The sequence below is a fragment of the Cupriavidus pauculus genome (assembly GCF_002858765.1).
In the GTDB taxonomy this organism is placed as follows: domain Bacteria; phylum Pseudomonadota; class Gammaproteobacteria; order Burkholderiales; family Burkholderiaceae; genus Cupriavidus; species Cupriavidus pauculus_B.
The window spans coordinates 1-20,341 of the sequence record NZ_PJRP01000032.1 but is presented as its reverse complement, the minus strand read 5'-3'; the positions used below and the strand labels follow the sequence as shown (position 1 = coordinate 20,341).

General features: G+C 61.8%; 21 protein-coding genes. 8 read left to right on the top strand and 13 right to left on the bottom strand.

The genetic code is table 11. The features are described from left to right. Window positions 1-309: 309 nt before the first annotated feature. The 7 genes from CYJ10_RS33190 to CYJ10_RS33160 form a co-directional block, all read right to left on the bottom strand. On the bottom strand, window positions 310-1,266 hold the full coding sequence (locus CYJ10_RS33190; RefSeq protein WP_257993647.1) for a tripartite tricarboxylate transporter substrate binding protein: 957 nt from the start codon (window positions 1,264-1,266) through the stop codon (window positions 310-312). 106 nt (window positions 1,267-1,372) lie between these two features. After that, window positions 1,373-2,521: a mandelate racemase/muconate lactonizing enzyme family protein gene (locus tag CYJ10_RS33185; RefSeq protein WP_101685678.1), complete on the bottom strand. Its 1,149-nt coding sequence runs from the start codon at window positions 2,519-2,521 to the stop codon at window positions 1,373-1,375. Further along, on the bottom strand, window positions 2,521-3,543 hold the full coding sequence (locus CYJ10_RS33180) for a hydroxyacid dehydrogenase (protein ID WP_257993646.1): 1,023 nt from the start codon (window positions 3,541-3,543) through the stop codon (window positions 2,521-2,523). The genes CYJ10_RS33185 and CYJ10_RS33180 overlap by 1 nt, the downstream gene beginning before the upstream one ends. Further along, complete coding sequence (locus tag CYJ10_RS33175; protein WP_101685677.1) at window positions 3,540-4,616, bottom strand: tartrate dehydrogenase; 1,077 nt, start codon at window positions 4,614-4,616, stop codon at window positions 3,540-3,542. The genes CYJ10_RS33180 and CYJ10_RS33175 overlap by 4 nt, the downstream gene beginning before the upstream one ends. Before the next feature lie 16 nt (window positions 4,617-4,632). After that, window positions 4,633-5,514: an NAD(P)-dependent oxidoreductase gene (locus tag CYJ10_RS33170; protein WP_101685676.1), complete on the bottom strand. Its 882-nt coding sequence runs from the start codon at window positions 5,512-5,514 to the stop codon at window positions 4,633-4,635. A 30-nt stretch (window positions 5,515-5,544) separates the two neighbouring features. Beyond that, window positions 5,545-7,005, bottom strand: a complete 1,461-nt coding sequence (locus CYJ10_RS33165; RefSeq protein WP_101685675.1) for an NAD-dependent succinate-semialdehyde dehydrogenase — start codon at window positions 7,003-7,005, stop codon at window positions 5,545-5,547. Window positions 7,006-7,067: 62 nt separating this feature from the next. Then, complete coding sequence (locus CYJ10_RS33160; protein ID WP_101685674.1) at window positions 7,068-7,997, bottom strand: 2-hydroxyacid dehydrogenase; 930 nt, start codon at window positions 7,995-7,997, stop codon at window positions 7,068-7,070. 208 nt (window positions 7,998-8,205) lie between these two features. Between CYJ10_RS33160 and CYJ10_RS33155 the strand changes: the two genes are divergently transcribed. From CYJ10_RS33155 to CYJ10_RS33130, 5 genes are all read left to right on the top strand, one after another. After that, window positions 8,206-9,084 (top strand): FadR/GntR family transcriptional regulator, encoded by an 879-nt coding sequence (locus CYJ10_RS33155; protein ID WP_101685673.1) that lies wholly within the window; start codon window positions 8,206-8,208, stop codon window positions 9,082-9,084. Between the two features lie 260 nt (window positions 9,085-9,344). Further along, window positions 9,345-9,893: an SRPBCC family protein gene (locus CYJ10_RS33150; RefSeq protein WP_101685672.1), complete on the top strand. Its 549-nt coding sequence runs from the start codon at window positions 9,345-9,347 to the stop codon at window positions 9,891-9,893. Between the two features lie 138 nt (window positions 9,894-10,031). Beyond that, window positions 10,032-10,706, top strand: coding sequence for a YceI family protein (locus tag CYJ10_RS33145; protein ID WP_101685671.1), 675 nt, complete (start codon window positions 10,032-10,034; stop codon window positions 10,704-10,706). 803 nt (window positions 10,707-11,509) lie between these two features. After that, complete coding sequence (locus tag CYJ10_RS34385; RefSeq protein ID WP_180863145.1) at window positions 11,510-11,668, top strand: hypothetical protein; 159 nt, start codon at window positions 11,510-11,512, stop codon at window positions 11,666-11,668. 475 nt (window positions 11,669-12,143) lie between these two features. Then, window positions 12,144-12,473, top strand: a complete 330-nt coding sequence (locus tag CYJ10_RS33130) for a hydroxyquinol 1,2-dioxygenase (RefSeq protein ID WP_101685668.1) — start codon at window positions 12,144-12,146, stop codon at window positions 12,471-12,473. 39 nt (window positions 12,474-12,512) lie between these two features. On the opposite strand, the gene CYJ10_RS33125 is transcribed toward CYJ10_RS33130, so the two are convergent. From CYJ10_RS33125 to CYJ10_RS33115, 3 genes are read right to left on the bottom strand one after another with little or no spacing between them, the layout of a single operon-like run. Beyond that, window positions 12,513-12,842 (bottom strand): cupredoxin domain-containing protein, encoded by a 330-nt coding sequence (locus tag CYJ10_RS33125; protein WP_257993644.1) that lies wholly within the window; start codon window positions 12,840-12,842, stop codon window positions 12,513-12,515. Window positions 12,843-12,854: 12 nt separating this feature from the next. Then, a complete protein-coding gene (locus CYJ10_RS33120; RefSeq protein WP_101685666.1) occupies window positions 12,855-13,382 on the bottom strand; it encodes a DUF4142 domain-containing protein in 528 nt (175 codons plus the stop codon). A gap of 47 nt (window positions 13,383-13,429) precedes the next feature. Next, window positions 13,430-14,176 (bottom strand): RNA polymerase sigma factor, encoded by a 747-nt coding sequence (locus tag CYJ10_RS33115; RefSeq protein ID WP_101685665.1) that lies wholly within the window; start codon window positions 14,174-14,176, stop codon window positions 13,430-13,432. Between the two features lie 354 nt (window positions 14,177-14,530). Between CYJ10_RS33115 and CYJ10_RS33110 the strand changes: the two genes are divergently transcribed. Beyond that, entirely contained in the window at window positions 14,531-15,514 is a 984-nt protein-coding gene (locus CYJ10_RS33110; RefSeq protein ID WP_101685688.1) for a Bug family tripartite tricarboxylate transporter substrate binding protein, read from the top strand. A 663-nt stretch (window positions 15,515-16,177) separates the two neighbouring features. On the opposite strand, the gene CYJ10_RS33100 is transcribed toward CYJ10_RS33110, so the two are convergent. After that, window positions 16,178-17,338 carry an ABC transporter substrate-binding protein gene (locus CYJ10_RS33100; protein ID WP_101685663.1) on the bottom strand — a complete coding sequence of 387 codons (1,161 nt, stop codon included), beginning with the start codon at window positions 17,336-17,338 and terminating at the stop codon, window positions 16,178-16,180. A gap of 10 nt (window positions 17,339-17,348) precedes the next feature. After that, window positions 17,349-18,665, bottom strand: coding sequence for a CitMHS family transporter (locus CYJ10_RS33095; RefSeq protein WP_101685662.1), 1,317 nt, complete (start codon window positions 18,663-18,665; stop codon window positions 17,349-17,351). 59 nt (window positions 18,666-18,724) lie between these two features. Between CYJ10_RS33095 and CYJ10_RS33090 the strand changes: the two genes are divergently transcribed. Continuing rightward, complete coding sequence (locus tag CYJ10_RS33090) at window positions 18,725-19,015, top strand: hypothetical protein (protein WP_101685661.1); 291 nt, start codon at window positions 18,725-18,727, stop codon at window positions 19,013-19,015. Window positions 19,016-19,359: 344 nt separating this feature from the next. Here the strand turns inward: CYJ10_RS33090 and CYJ10_RS33085 are convergent, their stop codons facing one another. Next, on the bottom strand, window positions 19,360-19,698 hold the full coding sequence (locus CYJ10_RS33085) for a hypothetical protein (RefSeq protein WP_101685660.1): 339 nt from the start codon (window positions 19,696-19,698) through the stop codon (window positions 19,360-19,362). 283 nt (window positions 19,699-19,981) lie between these two features. On the opposite strand from CYJ10_RS33085, the gene CYJ10_RS33080 reads away from it, so the two are divergent. After that, window positions 19,982-20,263 (top strand): hypothetical protein, encoded by a 282-nt coding sequence (locus CYJ10_RS33080; RefSeq protein WP_101685659.1) that lies wholly within the window; start codon window positions 19,982-19,984, stop codon window positions 20,261-20,263. Window positions 20,264-20,341: the final 78 nt, after the last annotated feature.

Sequence of the window (20,341 nt, the reverse complement as noted above, 5' to 3'; positions counted from 1 at the left end):
GGTCCTTGATGCGGCCATAGATGGCCGTCTTGCCCAGGCCTACGTGCTCGCAGACTTCGGGCGGTCCTCCGTCCGCAAACGTACAGGGCGGACAAGTGCTACCTCGCGGATCAAAGTCGGTGAGGGGGGCTCATCAATTGGTCCGGGCTATTGGGGGGGCGGCCTCGGGATGTAAATGCTGATGGCTGGGATCGGCCGTTGAAAAACTAGCTATTCTGGTCAAATTTCCAGGCAAATTGGCTTCGGCGCTGCCACTAGTATTGGCGGATCGTACCCTCTTTCAGCCGAGGACACGATCCGGTTCCCTACCTACTCAAGGCGGACGTTGGCATCCCGCACCACAGTCCCCCATTTCTCGATTTCGGCCTCAACAAGCGTCGCGAATTTGGTCGACGAACTGCCAACCACTTCTACGCCTTGCTCCCGGAACCGCTTGACGACATCAGGTTCCGCCAATGACTTGGCAATTTCCTGGTTCAGCCGCTGTACGATTTCCTTGGGCGTCCCGGCCGGGGCCTGGATACCGAACCAGACATTGACCTCATAGCCGGGGACCCCCGATTCCGCGACCGTCGGCACGTCCGGCAAGAGCGCCGATCGTTGTTGGCCGGTGACGGCCACGGGTTTGAGTTTGCCGGCACGAATCTGTGTGATCACATTGGGCAGGTTGTCGAACAGCACATCAATCTCGCCGCCGAGCATTGCCGCCACGGCCGGACCGCTGCCCTTGTAAGGGACATGGGTCATCTTGGATGACGTCATCTTCTCGAAAAGTTCCATCGACAGATGATTGGACGAGCCCGATCCCGTGGATCCGTAGTTGAGCTTGCCCGGCTGCTTCTTGGCAAACTCGACAATGTCCTTCACGGTGGCCAGTCCCAGGTCGTTGCGCGCCACCAGGACGTTTTGCGTACTGGCGGCCCAGATCACAGGCGTGAAATCCTTGGTCGCGTTGTAAGGCAGCTTGGTGCCGTAGAGCGCCGGCAGCGCGGCGAACGGCAACGGGGTGATCAGCAGGGTATAGCCATCCGGCGCCGCTTTGGCCACCAATGAATTGCCAATGAGCGTGTTGCCGCCCGGGCGGTTGTCGACGACGACCGATTGCTTCCACTTCGTGGTCAGCTTTTCGCCGACGGTACGCGCCAGCGTGTCGTTAAAGCCACCGGGCGTGTAGGGTACGACGATACGGATCGGCTTGTCCGGATAGGCGTCAGTTGTGGCACCCAAGGCGTTGCCGAACACTGTCGTACCGGCGGCGCTGGCCACCGACGACAGAATCCATTTGCATGCGGTTCTTCTGCCAGGCATGTTTTGTCTCCTTCACCATCTTTTTTTCATTTCGGGTGGATGATTGTCAGAACAGCGGCGCGGCTCAGAACTTCACGACGTAGCCAGGCCCATCGATCGGCGGGTATTCCTTGAAAATCTCTTCGTCCACTTCGACGCCCAGGCCCGGCGCGTCGGACGGCATCACGCAGCCATCACTGCCGATCTCGAACGTCTTGCCAAACATGTCGCGGAAGGGGTTGAAGTGCGACACGCAGGCTTCGAAGTAACCGGCGTTCTCGGTCGCGGCAAGGAAATGCAGCGTCGCGGCATGGTTGAGGCCGGTAGCGGAGCTGTGCGCGTTGACGGGAATCCGGAATGCCGAGGCCATGGCCGCGATGCGGATGCCTTCGGTGATGCCGCCGGTCTTCGAGAGGTCGGGCTGCCATACCTGCACGGCGCCCGCTTCGAGCATTTGGGCAAACTCGAAACGCATGAAGTGGTTCTCGCCTGCGGCAATCGGCACCAGCGGCGTAATCTTGGCGGCTTCGCGATAGGAGGCGAAATCGTTGCAGGCGAACGGCTCCTCCAGCCATCCGGCTTGGATCTCGGCCAGTACGGGCAGCACGCGACGCACGTCGGCGATGGTGTAGGCCGTATTGGCGTCGGTCAGGATGTCGATGTCGTCGCCCACCACGCGACGCACATGGCGTACGCGCTCGATATCGGCCTTGGCCGTGTCGCCAATCCGCAGCTTGATCGCCTTGTAGCCCTGCTCGATATAGGACTGGGCTTCTTCGGCCAGCGAGGCTGCCGGCTGGTAGCCGAGGGCGATGCCGCCCGCGTAGGCCGGAATGCGACGGCGCGAGCCGCCGAGCAGCTTGTAGAGCGGCATGTTTGCCGCCTTGCCGCGAATGTCCCAGAGCGCCATATCGATGCCCGAGTGCGCGAGTGCCGCACCGGCCCCTAGACCGTGGCTGGAGAACTGCATGCGGTGCACGCGTTGCCAGGTCCCGACCACGTCGGTGGCATCCATGCCCACCAGCAGCGGTGATAGCGTGTTGTGGATCAGGCTGGTGATGGCGCCGGGGCTACGGCCGGGATGCGATTCGCCGTAGCCGACGATGCCCTCGGACGTTTCCACGCGAATAATGATCGTGTCACGTTTGAGTGTGCTGCCTACCCCCATGGTGACCGTCTTGCCTTCCGGCAGGCGATAGGACAAGGGAATGGCGGTGATTCGGGTGATCTTCATCAGGTTGTCTCCTTGTTGACGGCGTTGAATTCGGGATTAACGATGTTGCGGGGATGTTCACCCCGTAGCAGGGCAAGCATCGTGTCGACGGCGGCCAGCCCCATGGCCATCGAGGCATCCTGGGTCAGGCCCGCAAGATGCGGCGTGAGCAGGACATTCGGCAATGCACGGAGCGGGCTATCGGCCGGGAGGGGGTGCTGCGCATGGACATCGAGCACCGCGCCGCCAAGCCGGCCGGCTTTCAGGGCATCGACGAGGTCGTCCTGCCGGACGATAGGTCCACGGGCTACGTTGACCAATACGGTCGTCGGACGCGCATGGGCCAGCAACGCCTTGTCGATCATGCCGCGGGTCGTGGCCGTCAACGGGCAGGCCACGACGATGAAGTCGCTGTGTGCGAACAGGGTGGGGAGGTCTGCGGGCGAGACGTGCGGCGGGAGCTTCGCAGGGGTGGCGGTATGCGAGACCAGCTTCATGCCGAAGCCGGCACCCGCGATTTCCGCGACGCGACGGCCAATGGCGCCAAAGCCGATGATACCGAGCGTCGCCCCGCGCAGTTCCCTGGACTGCTCGCCGGCGGCCATGCGTCGATCCCAGTCGCCGTGGCGGACCGCCGCGTCGAAGTCAGCCAGTCGTCTGGTCATCGCCAGCAAGCCGGACATGACATATTCCGCCACGGCGTTCGCGTTGGTATCGGGCGTATTGGCCACCGGAATGCCGTGCGCCGTGGCACGGTCAACCGGGATAAAGTCCGTGCCTACGCCATGGCGCACTACGGCACGCAGGCGGTGCGCTCGTTCAAACAGATCGCCAGGCAACTGCCGGCGTACGATCAGGCCATCGTATTGCGAGATCCGCTCGTACAGTGCCCGGTCACTGGCTTCGCCAGCTAGCCCCGGCGGCAATGTCTCGACATCGACCTCGGCGGCCAGCCGCGCGTGGGCGTCGGGTACGATGGGATCGGTCAGTAGTACGTGCGGGCGGGAACCCGGTCCGGCCGCTGCGCTGTTGGCCGGGATCACGCCAACACCGCCCGCGCAATCTCGGCGCCCATATCTTGCGTGCTGGCCTTGCCGCCAAGATCCGGCGTATGTACTCGGTCCGGGTGGACGAGCACTGCTTCGATCGCCTGCATGATGGCGACGGCCGCTTCGGGCTGCCCCAGGTGCTCTAGCATCATGGCGGCTGACCAGATCTGCCCGATGGGATTGGCGATGCCTTGTCCAGCAATGTCGGGCGCCGAGCCATGTACGGGTTCGAACATCGAGGGGTACTTGCGTTCAGGGTTGATGTTGGCACTCGGCGCCACCGCAATGGTGCCGGTGATGCCAGGGCCGAGATCCGAGAGGATGTCGCCGAAGAGATTGGAGCCCACCACGACGTCGAACCGCTCGGGCGACATGGCGAAGCGCGCGGCCAGGATGTCGATGTGATACTGGTCAGTGCGGATCTCGGGGTATTCCGTGCCTATCGCCGCGAAGCGCTCGTCCCAGAACGGCATGGAATGGAAAATCCCGTTCGACTTGGTGGCGGACGTGACGTGGTTGCGGCCGAGCTTGCGCGCCAGGTCGAAGGCATAGCGCATGATGCGATCCGTGCCCCGGCGCGTGAAGATGGCCTCCTGCGTGACGAATTCGTGCTCGGTCCCCGCGAACATGCGGCCGCCAACCTGCGAGTACTCGCCTTCGGTGTTTTCCCGCACGATCCAGAAATCGATGTCGCCGGGCTTCTTGTTGGCGAGCGGGCAGGGCACGCCCGGCAGCAGTCTGACGGGCCGCAAATTGACGTATTGGTCGAACTCCCGGCGGATGGGGATCAGGAGGTTCCACAAGGAAACATGATCGGGCACGCCCGGGAAGCCGACTGCGCCGAGGAAGATCGCATCGGCGTCGCGCAGGCGCTCGATCCCATCGGCGGGCATCATACTGCCTTGGGCGTGGTAGCGGGCGCAGCTCCAGTCGTAGGTCGTGAAGCTCAACTGGAAGCCAAACTTGCGGCTGGCGGCTTCCAGTACCCGGATACCCTCGGGAACCACTTCGTTGCCGATACCGTCGCCAGGAATGACGGCAATCTTGTATTGCTGGTTGGTGATCATGGCTGTCGTCCGAGAGTCAGTGAGCGGCTGCGGGCGAGGCCAGCAGGGCGACGAGTTCGGGGACGGTGCCGCTGGCGCGCTGGTTGTAGGCGCCGGCATAGGTATCGCGGATCGCTGTGGCCGTGGCGTGACTGGCGCCCACTTCGCTTGCCATCGTGTCGTAGTAGGTCATGTCTTTCAGGGCGTTCGAGATCGTGAAGCGAAATCCCGAGTTGTCGCCATGCTCGATGAAGGGACGCAGGCGCTCCAGAATCACGCCAGCGCCGCCGCCTTTGGCCAGCACGTCCACGAGCACTTCCGGCTTAACGTCGGCACGCGCGGCGCAGGCGGCCGCCTCCGCCAGCACTGCAGAAAATCCCAGCGAGACGAAGTTGTGCAGCAGCTTGAGGCGGTGCCCCGAGCCGACCGGGCCGGCAAAGGTGATGTTCTCCGCAAAGCTCTTCAGCAGCGGCAGGCATTCCTGATAGAGCGACTCGTCGCCGCCAACGATAAGGTTCAGGCGGCCCTCTGCGGCTTCCTTGGGGGTGCGCGTCATCGGTGCGTCGAGGAACCTTCCGCCGGCCTGCTGCACCGCCGCGGCAATGCGTTCCGTCGAAGAGGGAATGGCAGTCGAGCAATCGATGACCACCGTGCCGGGGCGTAGCGCGGACAACAGCCCCGTTGCGTTGAAGAGGATGTCTTCGACCTCGGGCGTACCGGTGACGCAAAGAATGACGATGTCGGCCTGATGGGCCAGTTCGGGAATGCTGGATACTTGCTTCGCACCGGCCTGCAACAGCGCGTCGAGTGGCTGGTTGCCGGGATGTGCCAGCACCACCAAGGGATGGTCATGCTTCACGACATTCGTCGCAATCCCATGGCCCATCATGCCAATGCCGATCATACCTACGGTCTTCATGTGGTTGTCTCCTCTTGTTGGCTTGAGCCCTTAGCGCACTGCCAGGCCGCCGGCGCAGATGTACTTGACCTCGATGTAGTCCTCGATGCCGTACTTCGAACCTTCCCGTCCGACGCCCGACTCCTTGACGCCCCCAAAGGGCGCGACTTCGGTGGAAATGAGACCCTCGTTCAGTCCCACAATGCCGCACTCAAGGGCCTCGGCCACACGCCAGGAGCGGGCATAGTCGGTGGTGTAGAAGTACGCAGCCAGGCCAAAGGGTGTGTCATTGGCCATGGCGACGGCCTCTTCCTCGGTCTGGAAGCGAATCAGCGGGGCCACAGGGCCGAACGTTTCCTCGTTCATGAGTTTTGCCTGAGGCGACACGTCCGTGAGAATCGTCGGCGTGAAGAAACGGCCACCGAGTGCGTGGGCACTTCCGCCGGCGAACACCTGGGCCCCGAGCTTGACGGCATCGTCGATGTGTTCGCGCACCTTTTCGATGGCCGCATCGTCAATCAGCGGTCCGAGATCGACGCCGGGTGCCATGCCGTCACCGACCACCTGCGCTTCCACCGCGACCCGGAGCTTCTTGGCAAAGGCGTCGTACACCCCGTCCTGAACGAAAATGCGATTCGCACAGACACAGGTTTGGCCGGCATTGCGAAACTTCGAAGCCATCACCCCGGCCACCGCGGCGTCGAGATCGGCATCATCAAAGATCAGGAACGGCGCGTTGCCGCCCAACTCCATCGAGACTTTCTTGACCGTGCCGGCGCATTGCTCGAGGAGCGTTTTGCCGACCTCCGTGGAACCGGTGAACGAGAGTTTGCGCACGATCGGGCTTTTCGTCAGTGCACCCCCGACGACGGAGGCGGATCCCGTCACGACGTTGAGTACGCCATCCGGAATACCGGCCTCCTTGGCCAGCGCGGCAAGCGCCAGGGCGGAGAACGGGGTGGCCGATGCCGGCTTGATCACGATCGTGCAGCCTGCTGCGAGCGCAGCGCCGGCCTTCCGGGTGATCATGGCATTAGGGAAATTCCACGGGGTGATGGCGGCCACGACCCCGACCGGCTGCTTGATCACAACAATGCGTCGGTCTGATGATGGGGCGGGAATCACGTCGCCATAGACGCGGCGCGCTTCTTCCGCAAACCACTCGATAAAGCCCGAACCGTAGGCGATTTCGCCGCGAGACTCCTTCAGGGGCTTGCCCTGCTCGAGTGTGAGGATAGTCGCCAGGTCTTCCTGGTTCGCCATGCAGAGATCGAACCAGCGGCGCAGCAGGCGGCTGCGGTCGCGCGCACTGGTGGCCCGCCATGCCGGCAATGCCCGTTCCGCCGCGACGATGGCGGCCTGGACGTCGGCGGTGGTCATACGGGGTACCGTACCGAGATGCTCGCCGCTCGCGGGATTGTTGACGGGCACCGCTTCGCCGTCCGTCGCGTCTACCCATTGGCCATTCACATGGCACTGTTGGCGGAAGAGGGAAGCATTCTGGATCTGCATAAAGGGAAACTCCGGTCGCTTGGGCTGGAAGGGAAAAGGGCTGGGGGACTGTTGGGGGACTGTCAGGAAATCAGATTGGCAGGGCGCTGGCCGCGGCGTAGCGCCGCCACGCCATCGATCAGGAGCCAACCCATGGCGTTGCGGGTTTCTTCGGTGGCGCTGCCGATGTGCGGGCTGAGAAACACGTTGTCGAGGTCGCGGTAGCGCGGGTCGACGTTGGGCTCGTTGGCAAACACATCGAGTCCGGCCGCGAAGACATGGCCGCGCTGGAGGGCGTCGATCAGCGCGTCGTCGTCGACGATGTCGCCCCGCGAGATGTTCACGACAACGGCGCCGGCGGGCAGGGCGGCAATGTGTGCAGCGTCAAGCGCGCCTTTGAGCTGGGGCGCGCCAGGGGCTGCGACGAGGAGCATGTCGCTGTGCCGGCACAGCCTGTCCAGCGAGGAATGGAACACGGCACCCTCTGCCAGGTCAGGCGCGAGGGGAGTGCGGTTGTGATAGTGGATCTGCATGCCGAACGCACGGGCACGCGTCGCGATGGCCCGGCCGATGCGCCCCATGCCGAAGATGCCCAGGCGCTTGCCGACGAGGCCCTTGCCCAACAACTGAGTCGGCGCCCAACCTGGCCATTGGCCGGTCCGGACCATGCGATCCGCCTCGTAGCCGCGTCGCGCGGCATTCAGCAAGAGCATCAGGGCGATTTCTGCACAGGCATCGCTCAGGACGTCGGGGGTATGCAGCACCTCGATGCCGAGCTCACGGGCCGTTGCCAAGTCGATATGGTCATGACCGACCGAAAGTGTTGCGACTGTTTTTAGCGTTGGCGACAACTGGCGCAGCAGATCGCCGTCGATGCGTTCCGTTGCGGTCACGAACAGGACGCTTGCGTCCTTGGCGCGCTCGGCGATCGTGGCCGTGGCCAGCAGGGCATCACTGTCGTTGAGACGGACGGTGAAGCGGGCTTGCAAGGCCGCTTCGATCTCTGCCGGCATGCGTCTGCATACGTAAGCATTTTCCGGTGGATAGATATGACTTTCTGACCTCATCGATACAGTCTCCTCTGGTCGATTGCGATGCGCGCGAAGTCTCGTTCGTTATTTGTATTACAAATTCATCGTACCAATGTGTCAAGCAAATTCGTTCGCGGTGCTATGATCCACACAGAAGGGAGCGGGAACGCGTTCCCACACATAACAGCTCATGGAGCAACGATTGCAGGACACCAAGGAACACGCGGCGCATGCGGAAGCGCTGGCCGGCGGCAAAGGCAACGAGCCTACGCTGGCCGATCGGGTCACGGCGTTGTTATCCGGACAGATTCGCAAGGGCACGTACCCTGTGAATGCGCGGTTGCCGACGGAAAAATTCATGACCGAGCAGTTCGGGGTCAGCCGGACGGTCATCCGTGAGGCGATCTCGCGCCTCAAGTCCGAGGGGTTGGTGGAAAGTCGGCAGGGAAGCGGCACGGTGGTGCTGGACCCTGCGGCCGCAGAAGTCTTTCGGCTTGGCCGGGACAATGCCGATCCGGCGGTGGGCGTCGTGCGCATCCTCGAACTGCGCCGTGGGATCGAGGCGGAGATGGCTGCATTGGCTGCGGAACGGCGCAGTGACGCGCAATTGACGGCCATCCGCGAAGCCAGGCAAGCCATTGACCGTGCCGTTGATGCTGGCGGCGATGGCGTCGAGGAAGACCTTGCCTTCCACCTTGCGGTATCAAGCGCCACCGGGAATCCCCACTACACCGAGCTCCTTGGCATGCTGACGCGATCGCTGCGCGATGCCATTCAACTGACACGCGGCAACGAATCGCGCCGTAGCGACCTGGCTGCGCAAGTCAGGATGGAACACACAGAAATCTGCGCGGCGATCGAAGCTCAAGACGTATCGCGCGCCCGCCAGGCAGCGTTCCAGCATATGCGCAATACCGAGGCGCGCATTCTGGCCGCCGAGCGGGATTTCTGGACCGGCGATAGCCGGACAGCGGCCCAGCGGCTTGCAGGGGCCGATCTTGCCACCGTGCTGCGCCGTGCCGCCGAAGGTCATCGGGCGAACCCGAAGGATCCTGGGGCGGCGAAGTGATTCGAAGGCGTTTTTACACGACCGGGCAGCGCGCGCGAAGTACGCACGAGGTCTCGGCGTCATGCTTGCGTGTGGCGCTTTGGCCGGTGGTGTTCGAAGATGCGTTGCGATCATCGGCCTTCGTCATTGTGGTATGACTACGTATTCATATTTGTACAGGACAGGAGCAACGCGCGTCAATTAGGAGGTGCCTCCGAGAGTTGCCCAGACCTTTGGTCGGCCCCATACACTGTATCTATTGGCTCGGAGAGGACGTCGTCATGTTGCGTCGGGTGATGATGCTTCGCCTGCTGGTGGCGGTCGGCGTGATTGCGGGGCTGCTATGGATGCCCTTGCCGTGGCAACCCGCGACGCGTATTCACAGCGAGGTCGTGATTCAACGCTCGCCGGCGGACGTATTCAACTACGTGTCGACCCCAGCAAACTGGCCGGCATGGCATCCCTCTTCGCTTGCCGTGCGTGGTACCACCGACCATCCGCTGCAGGTCGGAGAACAAGTGACCGAAATCTTCAGAGTGGCGGGGAAAGAGGGGACGGTTGTCTGGACGGTGACGAAACGCGAAGCGCCGTCATCCTGGCAAATCGACGGCAAAGTCGACGGCAGGAAAGCGGGGACAGTGACATACACCTTGTCGCCGACCGACACCGGGACGCGATTCGACCGTGAGTTTACATACCAGGCGCCTACGTTGCTATTCTCAATACTGAACTGGGCGGCGCTACGCAAACAGATTGAAGCGGAATCTGCGGTGGCGGTGCAGCAACTCAAAGCCCGACTCGAAAGCGGTTCGGGCATAAAGCACGACTAGGTGGCGCTGTGCGCGAGGTGATCTGAGGCGTGAGGAGACCCGCCGATGATTCCTGGGCATATGCATTGGAGGGGGAATAAAGCCTGGTGACTGCGTGTTTACTCAGCGCAGGCATCGTTCTTCCTCCCAGGAGGCGTCGTGCGCGATTCGCCACTCTGGTTTCGTGCCATCCGCAGGCAACCGTTCGCTGAACTTGCCTTCGCGACGGTGATATCGCTGACGACTGTGGTTTGCCATGCCCAGCCTAGCGAGACGGCGGCGCGGTCGGAAGGATATGTGCTGCAACGTTCCAGCGTGACACTTGAAGTCGATGCATTCTCAAGCTCCCGGATCAGGATGCGCTTTCAACGCGTGAATGCGCAGCTTGAAGGAACGGGAGGAGGACTTGAGGCAGGACGTGTCACGGTGACAATCGATGCGTCGAGCGTCGAGGCCCGTCCCCGCTTCCTCTCGCCGATCGTACGGGGCAGCAGTATGCTCGACGTCGCTCGCTATCCCGAAATCTCTTTCGTCAGCACACGTTTTGTTCGGACCGGCGAAGTGAATGGTGAACGGACCGCTGAACGGCCCGGTCAACCGACTGGGTGGCTGATCGGGAATCTTACGATCCGAGGTATCACGCGCCCCGTCCGACTTGCTGTTGGACCCAGCGATATGGGCGATATGGGGGGAGGTCCGCAGCGGGATGACTCCCTCGCATTCTCTGCGACCGGAGAGGTGAGCCGTCGCGAGTTTGGCTTCTCGACATGGTTTCCGACCGTGGCAGACGCCGTTCGCATGAATATCCGGGTGGAGTTTGTGCGAGGCCCTTGAATACCAGTTTGGATGTGAAAGCCCCTGTTCGGCAGGATCCCCAGCCACCGCCTTCAGGGCGCATCTACCTTGGGTGGAGCAACGACGGGCTTGTAGTCAGCAGGTGGCGAGGTGGGTGGGGCACCTCTGGGCTGGCCGTAGACGGGGACTCTTTGCCCCTTGGCATACATGCATTGAACATAGGCGGCGTCGTACCGGAATTGCGCACGATCGGCCGAGTCGCCCGGAAATGCCGAGTAGGCATCCGGTCGGGCGGCCGTCGCTGCACCCGGCGATACACCCGGCGCTACACCGGGCCCTTGAGACAGATGCGAGCCAGTGTCGCCACCTTGGCCCCAAGCGAATTGCCTGCAGCTGGCATCATCCACCATAAATTGATCGAGCGTCTTGTTGCTACCAGGCAGCGCAATTACGCTAGGCTCCGACGGCCTTGTCGCACAAGCACCGGCGAGCAAGACAACAACGGCCAGGACAGGCACCGAACGCGGTTTCACGGGTGATGCGTGGTTGAGAGGACTCGTGGGTGAGAGGACTCGTGGCTAAGAGGGCGGCCGCGCGAGCTCGACCTGCCAGCCGGCTGGACAGTCCTGCACATAAGGGTAGTAGCCATTCGGCTCGTTGCAGCGATACCACCAATCGTTGGCGGAAGCACTGTCCGATCCATCGCCTTTCTCGATATAGGTGACCGGCGTCGTGGGGTATGCCGAATAAGCCGAATAAGCGGGGTAGTACGGCCAGCCGTCGTATGCGTAGCCCCACCAGCCCGGCCAGCCGGCGCCAACCGCGAAAAAGGCCACGTGCCCATGATGGAAGCCACCATGGTGGAAACCACTGTGGCCGTGGAAACCACCGCCGTGCATGCCGCTGCCTTGCATACCACCGCCGCGCATACCGCCGCCGCCCCCGCCACCCCCACGGCCGGCGGCCCACAGCGGATTGCTCGCGACCATCGCCGCGCCTGAGACCACTGCCACCACGGCCAGGGCGATCCTGCACCATCTTCGCCCGTTCACGATGTACCTCCTACGTGCTTTTCTCGATATCCGGCAGCCGCATCCTGCCCCGACGGCGTTTTAGCGTGCGAACACTGCGCCGTTACGTTGTAAACCATTGAACGGTCGAATTTATTCCCTACATCGGTAGCCGCCCCGCGACGTGCCTCTGCGGCGTTCTAGCGGCTGAGAGTGCGCCGAATCGTCCTTTGGCCTTGCGCTCATTCGCGCGGCTGCCACCTTTTTGTATGGCTTTGTATCTCCCCGCGCCAGGGATACGGCGTCTGACACTGGGGCCGCAAACATGCTATGGGCCCGACACGTGGCGGGTATTCAATACGTTCCATGGCAACGCGGCGCCACAACACTGCGGCCCCCGGCACCACGACACGCTACCCCGACAACACCAAACCGAAATCCACCGACTCGTACAAAGGAAACCACCATGTCCAAGACCTCCACCTCCACCTCGCGCCTTGTTCTCGCTGTTGCCCTCGTTGCGGCCGCCGCGAGTGCGCAGGCTTCCGTGCTCGGCGCTCGCGACCCGTACGCCGATGGCGCACGTGCCGTACAGGCGGAACGCGATGTGTTCAGCAAGGGTGCACGGTCGGCCACTGAGGCCCGTGACCCGTACACGGAGGGCGCGCGGTCTGTACAGGACCAGCGTAGTCCGTTCTTTGATGGCGCCCACACGGTGGCCGGGCTGGACCATACCGGTGTATCGGCGGCCCCGGGTCGGAGTGTGGAGCCCTTCCTGGATGGCGCCTACGCCTGAGCCAAGACCCGCCGGGTTTGGCACCACACATCCCACGGCCTACTTCACCCGCAACATTCCCTTCATTGTCGGATGGAAGGTGCATACGTAGGGATATGTACCTTTATGGGTGGCCTTGTAGCGCCAAGATTCTCCGGACGCGATACTCTTCGAGTCGAACCCGCCGGCTTGCGCGGTCACCGTATGGGGGAACGGATCCTTGTTGACCCAGACAACAGTATCCCCCACGTTGACCGCCAGTTCCTGCGGAGCATATGCGGTGGCGTTGATGGTGACGGTATGGGTCGCTGGGCCAGCGCGGACGGTCTGCGCCGGCCCAGCGAGCATCAGTCCCAATGTCAGCACCATACGGAGATAGGGAGATCGCATGGTCTGATCGGACTACTTCTTGGCAAGTTGGGTCTGGATGTGCTTGGCATGTTCCAGATGTGCGACGAACGCCGGACGCACCTTGACCAGCAATGCCTTGAGTTCCTCGTTCTTGGCGCTCGGAATGAGCGTCTTGTCCATGGCATCCAGCACGGCTTGATGGTAAGTGACCTCGTTGTCTACGTAGGCGCTGTCAAACTGCGCCCCCTTCAGACTTTTCAGATGCTGGATGTTCTTATCGCCGCCCGCTTTGAGACTCTGGCTAGTGGGATTGTCTTCCGGCGTGACATTCAGCTTCTTGACCAGGGCAGTGGCCGATTTGTTGACGCCTGTGTGGTCCGTGACCATCTGTTTGCCGAACGCCTTCACGTCTTTGCTTGACGCTTTGGATTCGGCGAGCTTGCCGGCATCAATGTCGACCTGGTTTGCCGTGACGACAATCGAGGCGATTTGGGCGTCGTTGGGTGCAGCGTCCTGCGCAATCGCAGCATGGGCTGCAGCGGCGAACATGCTGGATATAAGAATGCTAGCGATCTTCATGATGATTCCTCTTTGTTGGTGTTTTAACCGATGAACACGCGCCGCTATCAATGCGGGCGCACCATATCGCGGCCGTGAAGGGCGCCAAGCACGTGTTGGACCACTGCGTCGCAGCGCGCGCCAGCAAAACTGAAGGTGTGCTGCAAATAGGGTTGCACTTGTTCGGCGAGCGATTGGCGAAGCATCGTGCGAGCGCGCAGGAAGCGCGTCTTGACCACGTCGTTGCTGACGCCCAGACAGTAGGCCGTTTCCTCGACGCTCATGTCTTCGACGGCCCGCAGAATGAACACGCTGCGGTACATCACAGGCAGGGTCTCGACCGCGGACTGCAGGAGAGTGCGAACCTCGCTGCGTTCGGCCATGACCTCAGGCGACTGATCTTCGGGAGTGCGATAGGCCATGACATGCTCCAGTGAGGGGTCGTCGGGAACGGCTTCTTCGTCCGCGGGCATTTCCATTTGTACGATCCGACCTTTTGCGCGCTGTGCGGTCAAGGCAGTGTTGATGGCAATACGCGCAAGCCAGGTACTCAGTGCGGCCTCGCTGCGAAAGGCATGAAGGTTGGTAAAGGCGCGCAGATAGGTTTCCTGTACGACGTCCTGGGCTTCGTCATCGTCCGGCACGACGCCACGCGCTGTCCGGAAAAGCAGACGATTGTTGCGCCGCATGATGATCTCAAAGGCGGAAGCATCGCCAGCACGTGACGCGTCAATCAGTTCGGCGTCCGAACGGGCGTCGATCATGAGTGGCTTGGGCATTTGGGCATTGCGATGGGCATTGCGAGGGGTGTCCATACTGAGAATGCAGGCTCCTTTGATGTTCCTGATCATTAGACGCGCGGGCCGCCAAAAAGGTGACAAGGATCAGCGTGCTGTGCGCCTGCCGACATATCGGCACGTGCCTTACGTCGATTGATGCGATGGACGTGGACCGGCACCTTGGTCTGAACTCCAACTGTCCCGCCACCCGTCCACATACCCGTCGCTCAGTCTGTGCGACGCGCTGAAAGGGCAATGGGTGTAAACACGCTCGCCTGGCTGGTGTTGGCTCTTGACCATACGGATGGCCGAATTCTTTCCCATAAGCGGCCTGACCGATTGAAGACCCTATACTCGGCTCCGATAACTATGAGAAAAGAGGAGACGGTCATGAAAGCAAAAGCTGGATTCGCGCTACTTAGCGTGTTGTGTGCATCGGGGCTGGGAATGCAAGGCGTAGCATCGGCGGCGGAAGCCTATCCGTCCAAGCCCATTCATTTCATCGTCCCGTATCCGCCTGGTGGTCCAACGGATCTGATGGCGCGGCTGCTGCAGGCCAGCATGCAGTCGAGGTTAGGGGTGCCAGTACTTGTGGAGAATCGGGCCGGGGCAGGGGGAAACATCGGCACGAGTGCCGTGGCGAAGTCTGCCCCGGATGGCTACACGATTCTGCTTGCCGCGAGCGGGCCGATGGCGGTTAACCCTACGCTCTACAAGCAACTCTCCTACAACCCGCTGACGGAACTGACGCCGGTGATCCAGATCTCGGCGTTCCCGCTCGTGCTGGAGGTGCATCCAAGCGTTTCGGCCAGGGATGTAAGGTCGTTCATCGCTGCGGTCAAGAGCAAGCCGGGGGACTACAGTTTTGCTTCCGCCGGTAATGGCACGCCTCAGCATCTGGCCGGGGAGCTGTTCAATACGGCGGTGGGCGCGAAGATGCAGCACGTTGCCTATAAAGGCGCCGGTCCTGCACTCAATGATGTGCTCGGCGGCCAAGTGCCGGTGATGTTCGACATCCTGGCCAGTTCGCTCACCTATATCAAGGCGAACAAACTGCGCCCGCTCGCGGTCACCACGAAGACGCGTTCACCAGCACTGCCTGATGTGCCGACGCTTGCAGAGTCAGGCGTTCCGGGGTTTGATTTTGTGGCGTGGCACGGTATTGCGCTGCCGGCAGGTACCCCGAAGCCCATCGTGGTCAAGCTGAACGGCGTGATTAACGAGATCTTCAAGGACCCGGAATTCCGTACGCGCTGGGAGGCCATTGGCACACCCGTGGTCGGTGGTACGCCCGAGGCCTTCGGCGCGCTGATCCGGGATGAAACCACCCGGCTTGGGAAAATTGTGCGAGATACCGGCGCGACAGTTGACTAGTCGCTCGCCCACCGGCGCATCTTCGCGTCCATCTCGCATGCCGCCGCCTTGAACGAAAACAAGGCGAGCAAGCTAGGCGAGCGGCGGAGCAGATAAGTCCCGCCGCAGGCTGGAACTCGCCTGGCTACTTTTCCTGAAATGCCTTCTCTCGCTTGGCTTTGATTGAGGGAATGCGCCACCACCGCGACCAACACCAATGACCGGCGGGGGCAAGGTGTTAGCCGGTGTGGGAGTTGACGAAGTCAGAATAGAGGCATGGAACGCCTCCTGATTCTCCAAACGGATCGCTCGCCAGGCTGCCAGACTCTTATAAGTCTCGGTCGCTCCGCGACGACTATCCCGTTTAGGCGGCCCGTCTACATGATGGGCTGCCTTATTTTTCAGCAAGTCCTGGCCTTTAGTTGGCTCCATGATTGACCATACCCATGCATGACGTGTCGATGCACCCGGCGAGCGACTTTCAGATTCGGCGCGCGTATGCGTTATGCATAGGCTCTCCCCGCCTTCAACGCAGCCTGGAGGAATTTCTTCAATCGGGACCGGATCGCTGCGAGATGGATGCCTACTTGAAGCGCCTGAAGTCCGATATGGCTGCCAGCTTGGTGAGCGCTTTGGTGGGCAATCTCAGCGCGTCATAGCGGCAGGGAACCAATGCGCCGATCACTACGACTGCTTTGTCGCGGCGCGCCAACGTCTGACGAATGACCGGTAGGTGTCAATGTCCAGATGGCGGGTCAAATCGGCATTGAGCGTGATGGGGCGAAGACTGCGGCCGAGCTTCGATGCCAGCGCAGTGGCAGTGGCCTCGCCCGTAATGTCGCTGCGAACGGTATACAAGCCGGCCCGCTCCGCCAATCGCGCTTGTCCGCGGCGCGACAGCGTGTAGTCTACCCACAGCCTCGCTGCATTCGGATGGGTCGCACGGCGGCTGATCAACTGGAACCGGGGAAGGGCTAGGGTGTAGTCCGTCAGGAAGGCAAATCCGATGTTGGGATCCTTGCGAGCCTGGGCGAGGGTGTACGCACCCAGTACGTTGTAGGCGATCGCGATGGCGCCTGTCCCGACGCGACGCAACATGTCCGCGGTGGTCGTCGACAGTCGTGTGTCGATGGCACCCAGTCCTGCCACCATGTCCCAAAACGATGGCCATGCCTTAGCGTCCTGCGTCGCCAGCAACAACCCCAGACCGGATTTTTCGATGTCGTAGGTGATGACCTTGCGGCGTAACCTTGACGACTGCTGCACCAATAGTTGGGCGAACTGGGCGTGCGTATTCGGTACGTCACCGGCGGAAAGGATTCTTCGGTTATAGGCAATGGCCACCGGTTCGACGCTGGTCGCCCACGCTTGGTCCTGCCAATGTGCCCAGTCGGGAAGCGCAGCAACCTCGGGTGTGGCATAGCGCAGCGCGTAGCCCCGCTCGACCAGGCTTGCTTGCAAGTCCATGGCCGAACTCCACAGTACGTCGCCTGAACCGGTACCGAGCTGGATCTCCGCCAGATAACGGTGGTAAATCTCCGTGCTCGAGAGATCCTCGTACTCGACTTTGACCCGTGGGTACATCGACTGAAATTCCGCCAGCAACGGGCCGACGAGGTCTGCATCGGTCGTGGCATACACCACCAGGCGGCCTTCGTCCTCGGCCGCGCGGACAATGCCGGCATAGTCGGGCGTATAGCCGGGCGGCGCCTGTGCACGGGGGGCGTAGTCGAGCATCTCGTCGGCTTCCTGGGCGGCCGTGTTGAATGGGACGTAAATGGAGCCATACAGCGCCAATCCGAGGAAGGCGCGCCGGCGAGCGGAAGGATGTCGGCGGTTCGGCATAACCACCGCCTCAGGTCCGGCCGACGACAGGGATGACGCCAAAGAGGATGCTGGCGACAAGCATCACCAGTGCCGCAGATAGCGCCCATGGCAACGTGAATCGCTGATGATCTCCAAATTCGACTTCCGCCAATCCCACCAGCAAGTAGGTCGATGCGACGAGTGGACTGAGGAGGTGAACCTGTTGGCCGATCAGCGACGCCCGTCCCAGTTCGGCTGCGGTAATGCCATGGATGGCGCCGGCCTTGGCGAGGATGGGAAGGATGCCAAAGTAGAAGGCGTCATTCGATATGAAGAACGTGAAGGGCACGCTTAGCACGGCGGTCACGACTGCGAGATAGGGTTCAAGCCAGTTAGGCAAACCGGCAATGACGCTCGCGGCGATCGCGTCGACCATTTTTGTGCCAGACAGGATGCCCACGAAAATGCCGGCGGCAAAAATCAGCGAAACCACCGGCACGATGTTCTCCGCATGGGCCGCGATGCGGTCCTTCTGGTCTTTCATACTGGGGTAGTTGACCATGAGCGCGATGGCCGATGCGACCATGAACAGGACTTGGAGCGGGATGGCACCATGGATGAGTAGAGCCATCAAGACTACGGTGAGGGTGAAGTTGAACCACAGCAGCCTGGGGCGTCTGGTGTCTGGCGCGCTGGCGGTGACGGAAGACGCAGTATCGTTGGCGGCCATGCTGGCGTCGTCCAGCGTGAGGGCACCCAGCCGTCTTCTTTCGCGCCGCCCCAACATGGCTGCGACGAAAATGCACCATGCTCCGGTGACCGCCATCGGCAGGAGCATCGGGACGAATAGCTGCCCCACATCGACGCCTAACGAACTGGCCGCACGCGCGGTCGGACCGCCCCATGGCAGGATATTCATGAGGCCACCCGCCATCATGATCACGCAGGCTAGCACTCGGCGGTTCAGGCCCAGGCGTTTGTACAGCGGGAGCATGGCGGCGCAGGTGATCATGTAGGTCGTCGAGCCGTCCCCGTCGAGGGAGACGACGGTGGCGAGTATGAAGGTGCCGATGACGATCTTGACGGGGTCGTTGCCAACCAGTCGGAGGATGACGCGCACTGCCGGGTCGAACAGACCGGCATCAATCATGATGCCGAAATACAGAATGGCAAACATCAGCATCACGCCAGTGGGCGCCAGTTTCTTGATGCCCTCAAGCATCATCGGCCCAAGGTTCAGGCCGAAGCCTGCTATGAGTCCGAACACGATAGGCACCAGGATGAGGGCGACCATGGCCGACAGGCGCTTGGTCATGATCAACGCCATGAAGACGATGATCATTGCATAGGCAACGGCAGTCAGCATGCGAACCTCCTGCGGTGCTTCGTCGGCCCCGGCTGGCAAATGCCTCGGTGCGCGTGCCCATGTCGTGCCTGCAGATCAGCGGCTTTCGACTCAGCCTCGGCCTTCGCGTCGATCTCGTGGGCGCAGCCTTGGTAGGCGGCGCGCTACCGCAGCAACCTCGCGCCCTGGCCTGCACGTTCGCTGAGAGTCTTGGCAGCTGTTTGTTGCGCTGCAATCACGTGCCGGCATTGACGCAGTATATGTCGCGCAAGAAGCGCGCGTGGAACTGTTTGGTCGCCGACGATCCAAGCTTCCCGATCGTCGCCTCCGGGATCCGACTGCTGTGCGGTTGTGTTCAGTGTGAATGGTGATCGAGTTTGGCCCGGCCCTGGTGGGCTGGCGCGCGTCAATGTTGGAGGCCGTCGGAGTGTCTAGCCGCTGTTCGCCGCCCACGAGGCCGAGGGGATTGCCGGGGGCGGGCGCGTCACGACCCGTTGAAGCGTGGTGGAGATCGTAGGAATGAGTTGCGCTGCGAACGGGCACCGCAGCATCACTGCGCGAGGTTCGCGAAGGGAAACGCGAAGCGCTGTCGTGGCCGGAGCTTGTCGACGCCAGGGCCAGTCATCGAAGCGTCAGTGTTCGCCGCGCCAGAGGCGAAGAGCCGGCCGATAGCGAGTGCTGTCGCGAGGGGGGGGGCGACGTCCCCCGCTCTGGCTTAGCTTTGGTCGTCCGCGGGAAGCGGGCATTCATACCCGACTAACCGCTTTCGCGCGACCGCAAGCTGATCCTCGGTGAACAGCGTGCGCCACGGTTGCTGGAGGACAAGATACTCGACGCTTAGACGTAGCGATTCTCGGCCGCCCCGGAGGAACAGTTCGGTAAGACTGTCTGATGGCTTGGCCGCCGCCAGTAGCCGATTGGCAGCTTCCTTCCCGCCATGTCGGTTCACCATGCCGAGGAGATAGGTTGCCCGATAAGGCGGCTTCAATTTGAGTGCGGCGTCGTAGAGGCCGCGCATCGCTTGATCGAATTGGTCCGGGGTGGGGGCGGTCATGGTGTCTGCGCTGACAACGAAACCTTGGATTTTATCGGCATCGTTCGACCGGCATGGCGCGATCCAGGCGCTTCGCACAATTGAGGGTTGTTTCGTCACTCCGGGCCCGCGGACGACCTCTGAGACCGAACACCTTTGGACGTCGCCGCATGGTTCGCGCTGACAGGTGAATTGCCAGTCACAATGCCGGGGCCATTGGGTGTCCAATGAGTATCTTGCGAAAACCGCTTGCAAGCGCGACGCGGAAGCATTAATATTCGCTCCCCGCTGCTGCTGCAGGTGAATGCCTGAAGGCGGCGGGGGAGAATATCTGAAGGTTTTTCGCCGAGTAACAACAGGCGGCAGAAAAAAGAAATTCTCCGAAACGCTTGACGAATTAGGGAAAACCCTTAATAATATCGTTTCTCCGCTGCAACGAAAACGACGCAGCGACAGCGAACGGCAAAGCCGGCCGCTGGAGTTCTTTAACAAACAAACAACCGATAAGTGTGGGCGCTTGATGGCGAACGCCACGGGGACTTCGGTCTTCGTGATGCTTCAAAAGTTATCAGTGCTCGCACAGTAAAACATGTTGGTTTGCGTCGCGAGACGTGAACCAGTCAGTTTTCTGAGAGTGAGCGACCGCTCGAAAGAGCGAGGTGCT

Bases quoted from the DNA above. Each gene is read 5' to 3' on its own strand.
- CYJ10_RS33185 (WP_101685678.1), bottom strand. From the start codon at position 2,521: ATGAAGATCACCCGAATCACCGCCATTCCCTTGTCCTATCGCCTGCCG.
- CYJ10_RS33165 (WP_101685675.1), bottom strand. From the start codon at position 7,005: ATGCAGATCCAGAATGCTTCCCTCTTCCGCCAACAGTGCCATGTGAAT.
- CYJ10_RS33100 (WP_101685663.1), bottom strand. From the start codon at position 17,338: ATGCCGAACCGCCGACATCCTTCCGCTCGCCGGCGCGCCTTCCTCGGA.
- CYJ10_RS33170 (WP_101685676.1), bottom strand. From the start codon at position 5,514: ATGAAGACCGTAGGTATGATCGGCATTGGCATGATGGGCCATGGGATT.
- CYJ10_RS33125 (WP_257993644.1), bottom strand. From the start codon at position 12,842: ATGCGATCTCCCTATCTCCGTATGGTGCTGACATTGGGACTGATGCTC.
- CYJ10_RS33120 (WP_101685666.1), bottom strand. From the start codon at position 13,382: ATGAAGATCGCTAGCATTCTTATATCCAGCATGTTCGCCGCTGCAGCC.
- CYJ10_RS33130 (WP_101685668.1), top strand. From the start codon at position 12,144: ATGTCCAAGACCTCCACCTCCACCTCGCGCCTTGTTCTCGCTGTTGCC.
- CYJ10_RS33160 (WP_101685674.1), bottom strand. From the start codon at position 7,997: ATGCCGGCAGAGATCGAAGCGGCCTTGCAAGCCCGCTTCACCGTCCGT.
- CYJ10_RS33115 (WP_101685665.1), bottom strand. From the start codon at position 14,176: ATGGACACCCCTCGCAATGCCCATCGCAATGCCCAAATGCCCAAGCCA.
- CYJ10_RS33090 (WP_101685661.1), top strand. From the start codon at position 18,725: ATGTCGTGCCTGCAGATCAGCGGCTTTCGACTCAGCCTCGGCCTTCGC.
- CYJ10_RS33150 (WP_101685672.1), top strand. From the start codon at position 9,345: ATGTTGCGTCGGGTGATGATGCTTCGCCTGCTGGTGGCGGTCGGCGTG.
- CYJ10_RS33080 (WP_101685659.1), top strand. From the start codon at position 19,982: ATGCCTGAAGGCGGCGGGGGAGAATATCTGAAGGTTTTTCGCCGAGTA.
- CYJ10_RS33110 (WP_101685688.1), top strand. From the start codon at position 14,531: ATGAAAGCAAAAGCTGGATTCGCGCTACTTAGCGTGTTGTGTGCATCG.
- CYJ10_RS33085 (WP_101685660.1), bottom strand. From the start codon at position 19,698: ATGACCGCCCCCACCCCGGACCAATTCGATCAAGCGATGCGCGGCCTC.
- CYJ10_RS33095 (WP_101685662.1), bottom strand. From the start codon at position 18,665: ATGCTGACTGCCGTTGCCTATGCAATGATCATCGTCTTCATGGCGTTG.
- CYJ10_RS33175 (WP_101685677.1), bottom strand. From the start codon at position 4,616: ATGATCACCAACCAGCAATACAAGATTGCCGTCATTCCTGGCGACGGT.
- CYJ10_RS33155 (WP_101685673.1), top strand. From the start codon at position 8,206: ATGGAGCAACGATTGCAGGACACCAAGGAACACGCGGCGCATGCGGAA.
- CYJ10_RS34385 (WP_180863145.1), top strand. From the start codon at position 11,510: ATGATGGAAGCCACCATGGTGGAAACCACTGTGGCCGTGGAAACCACC.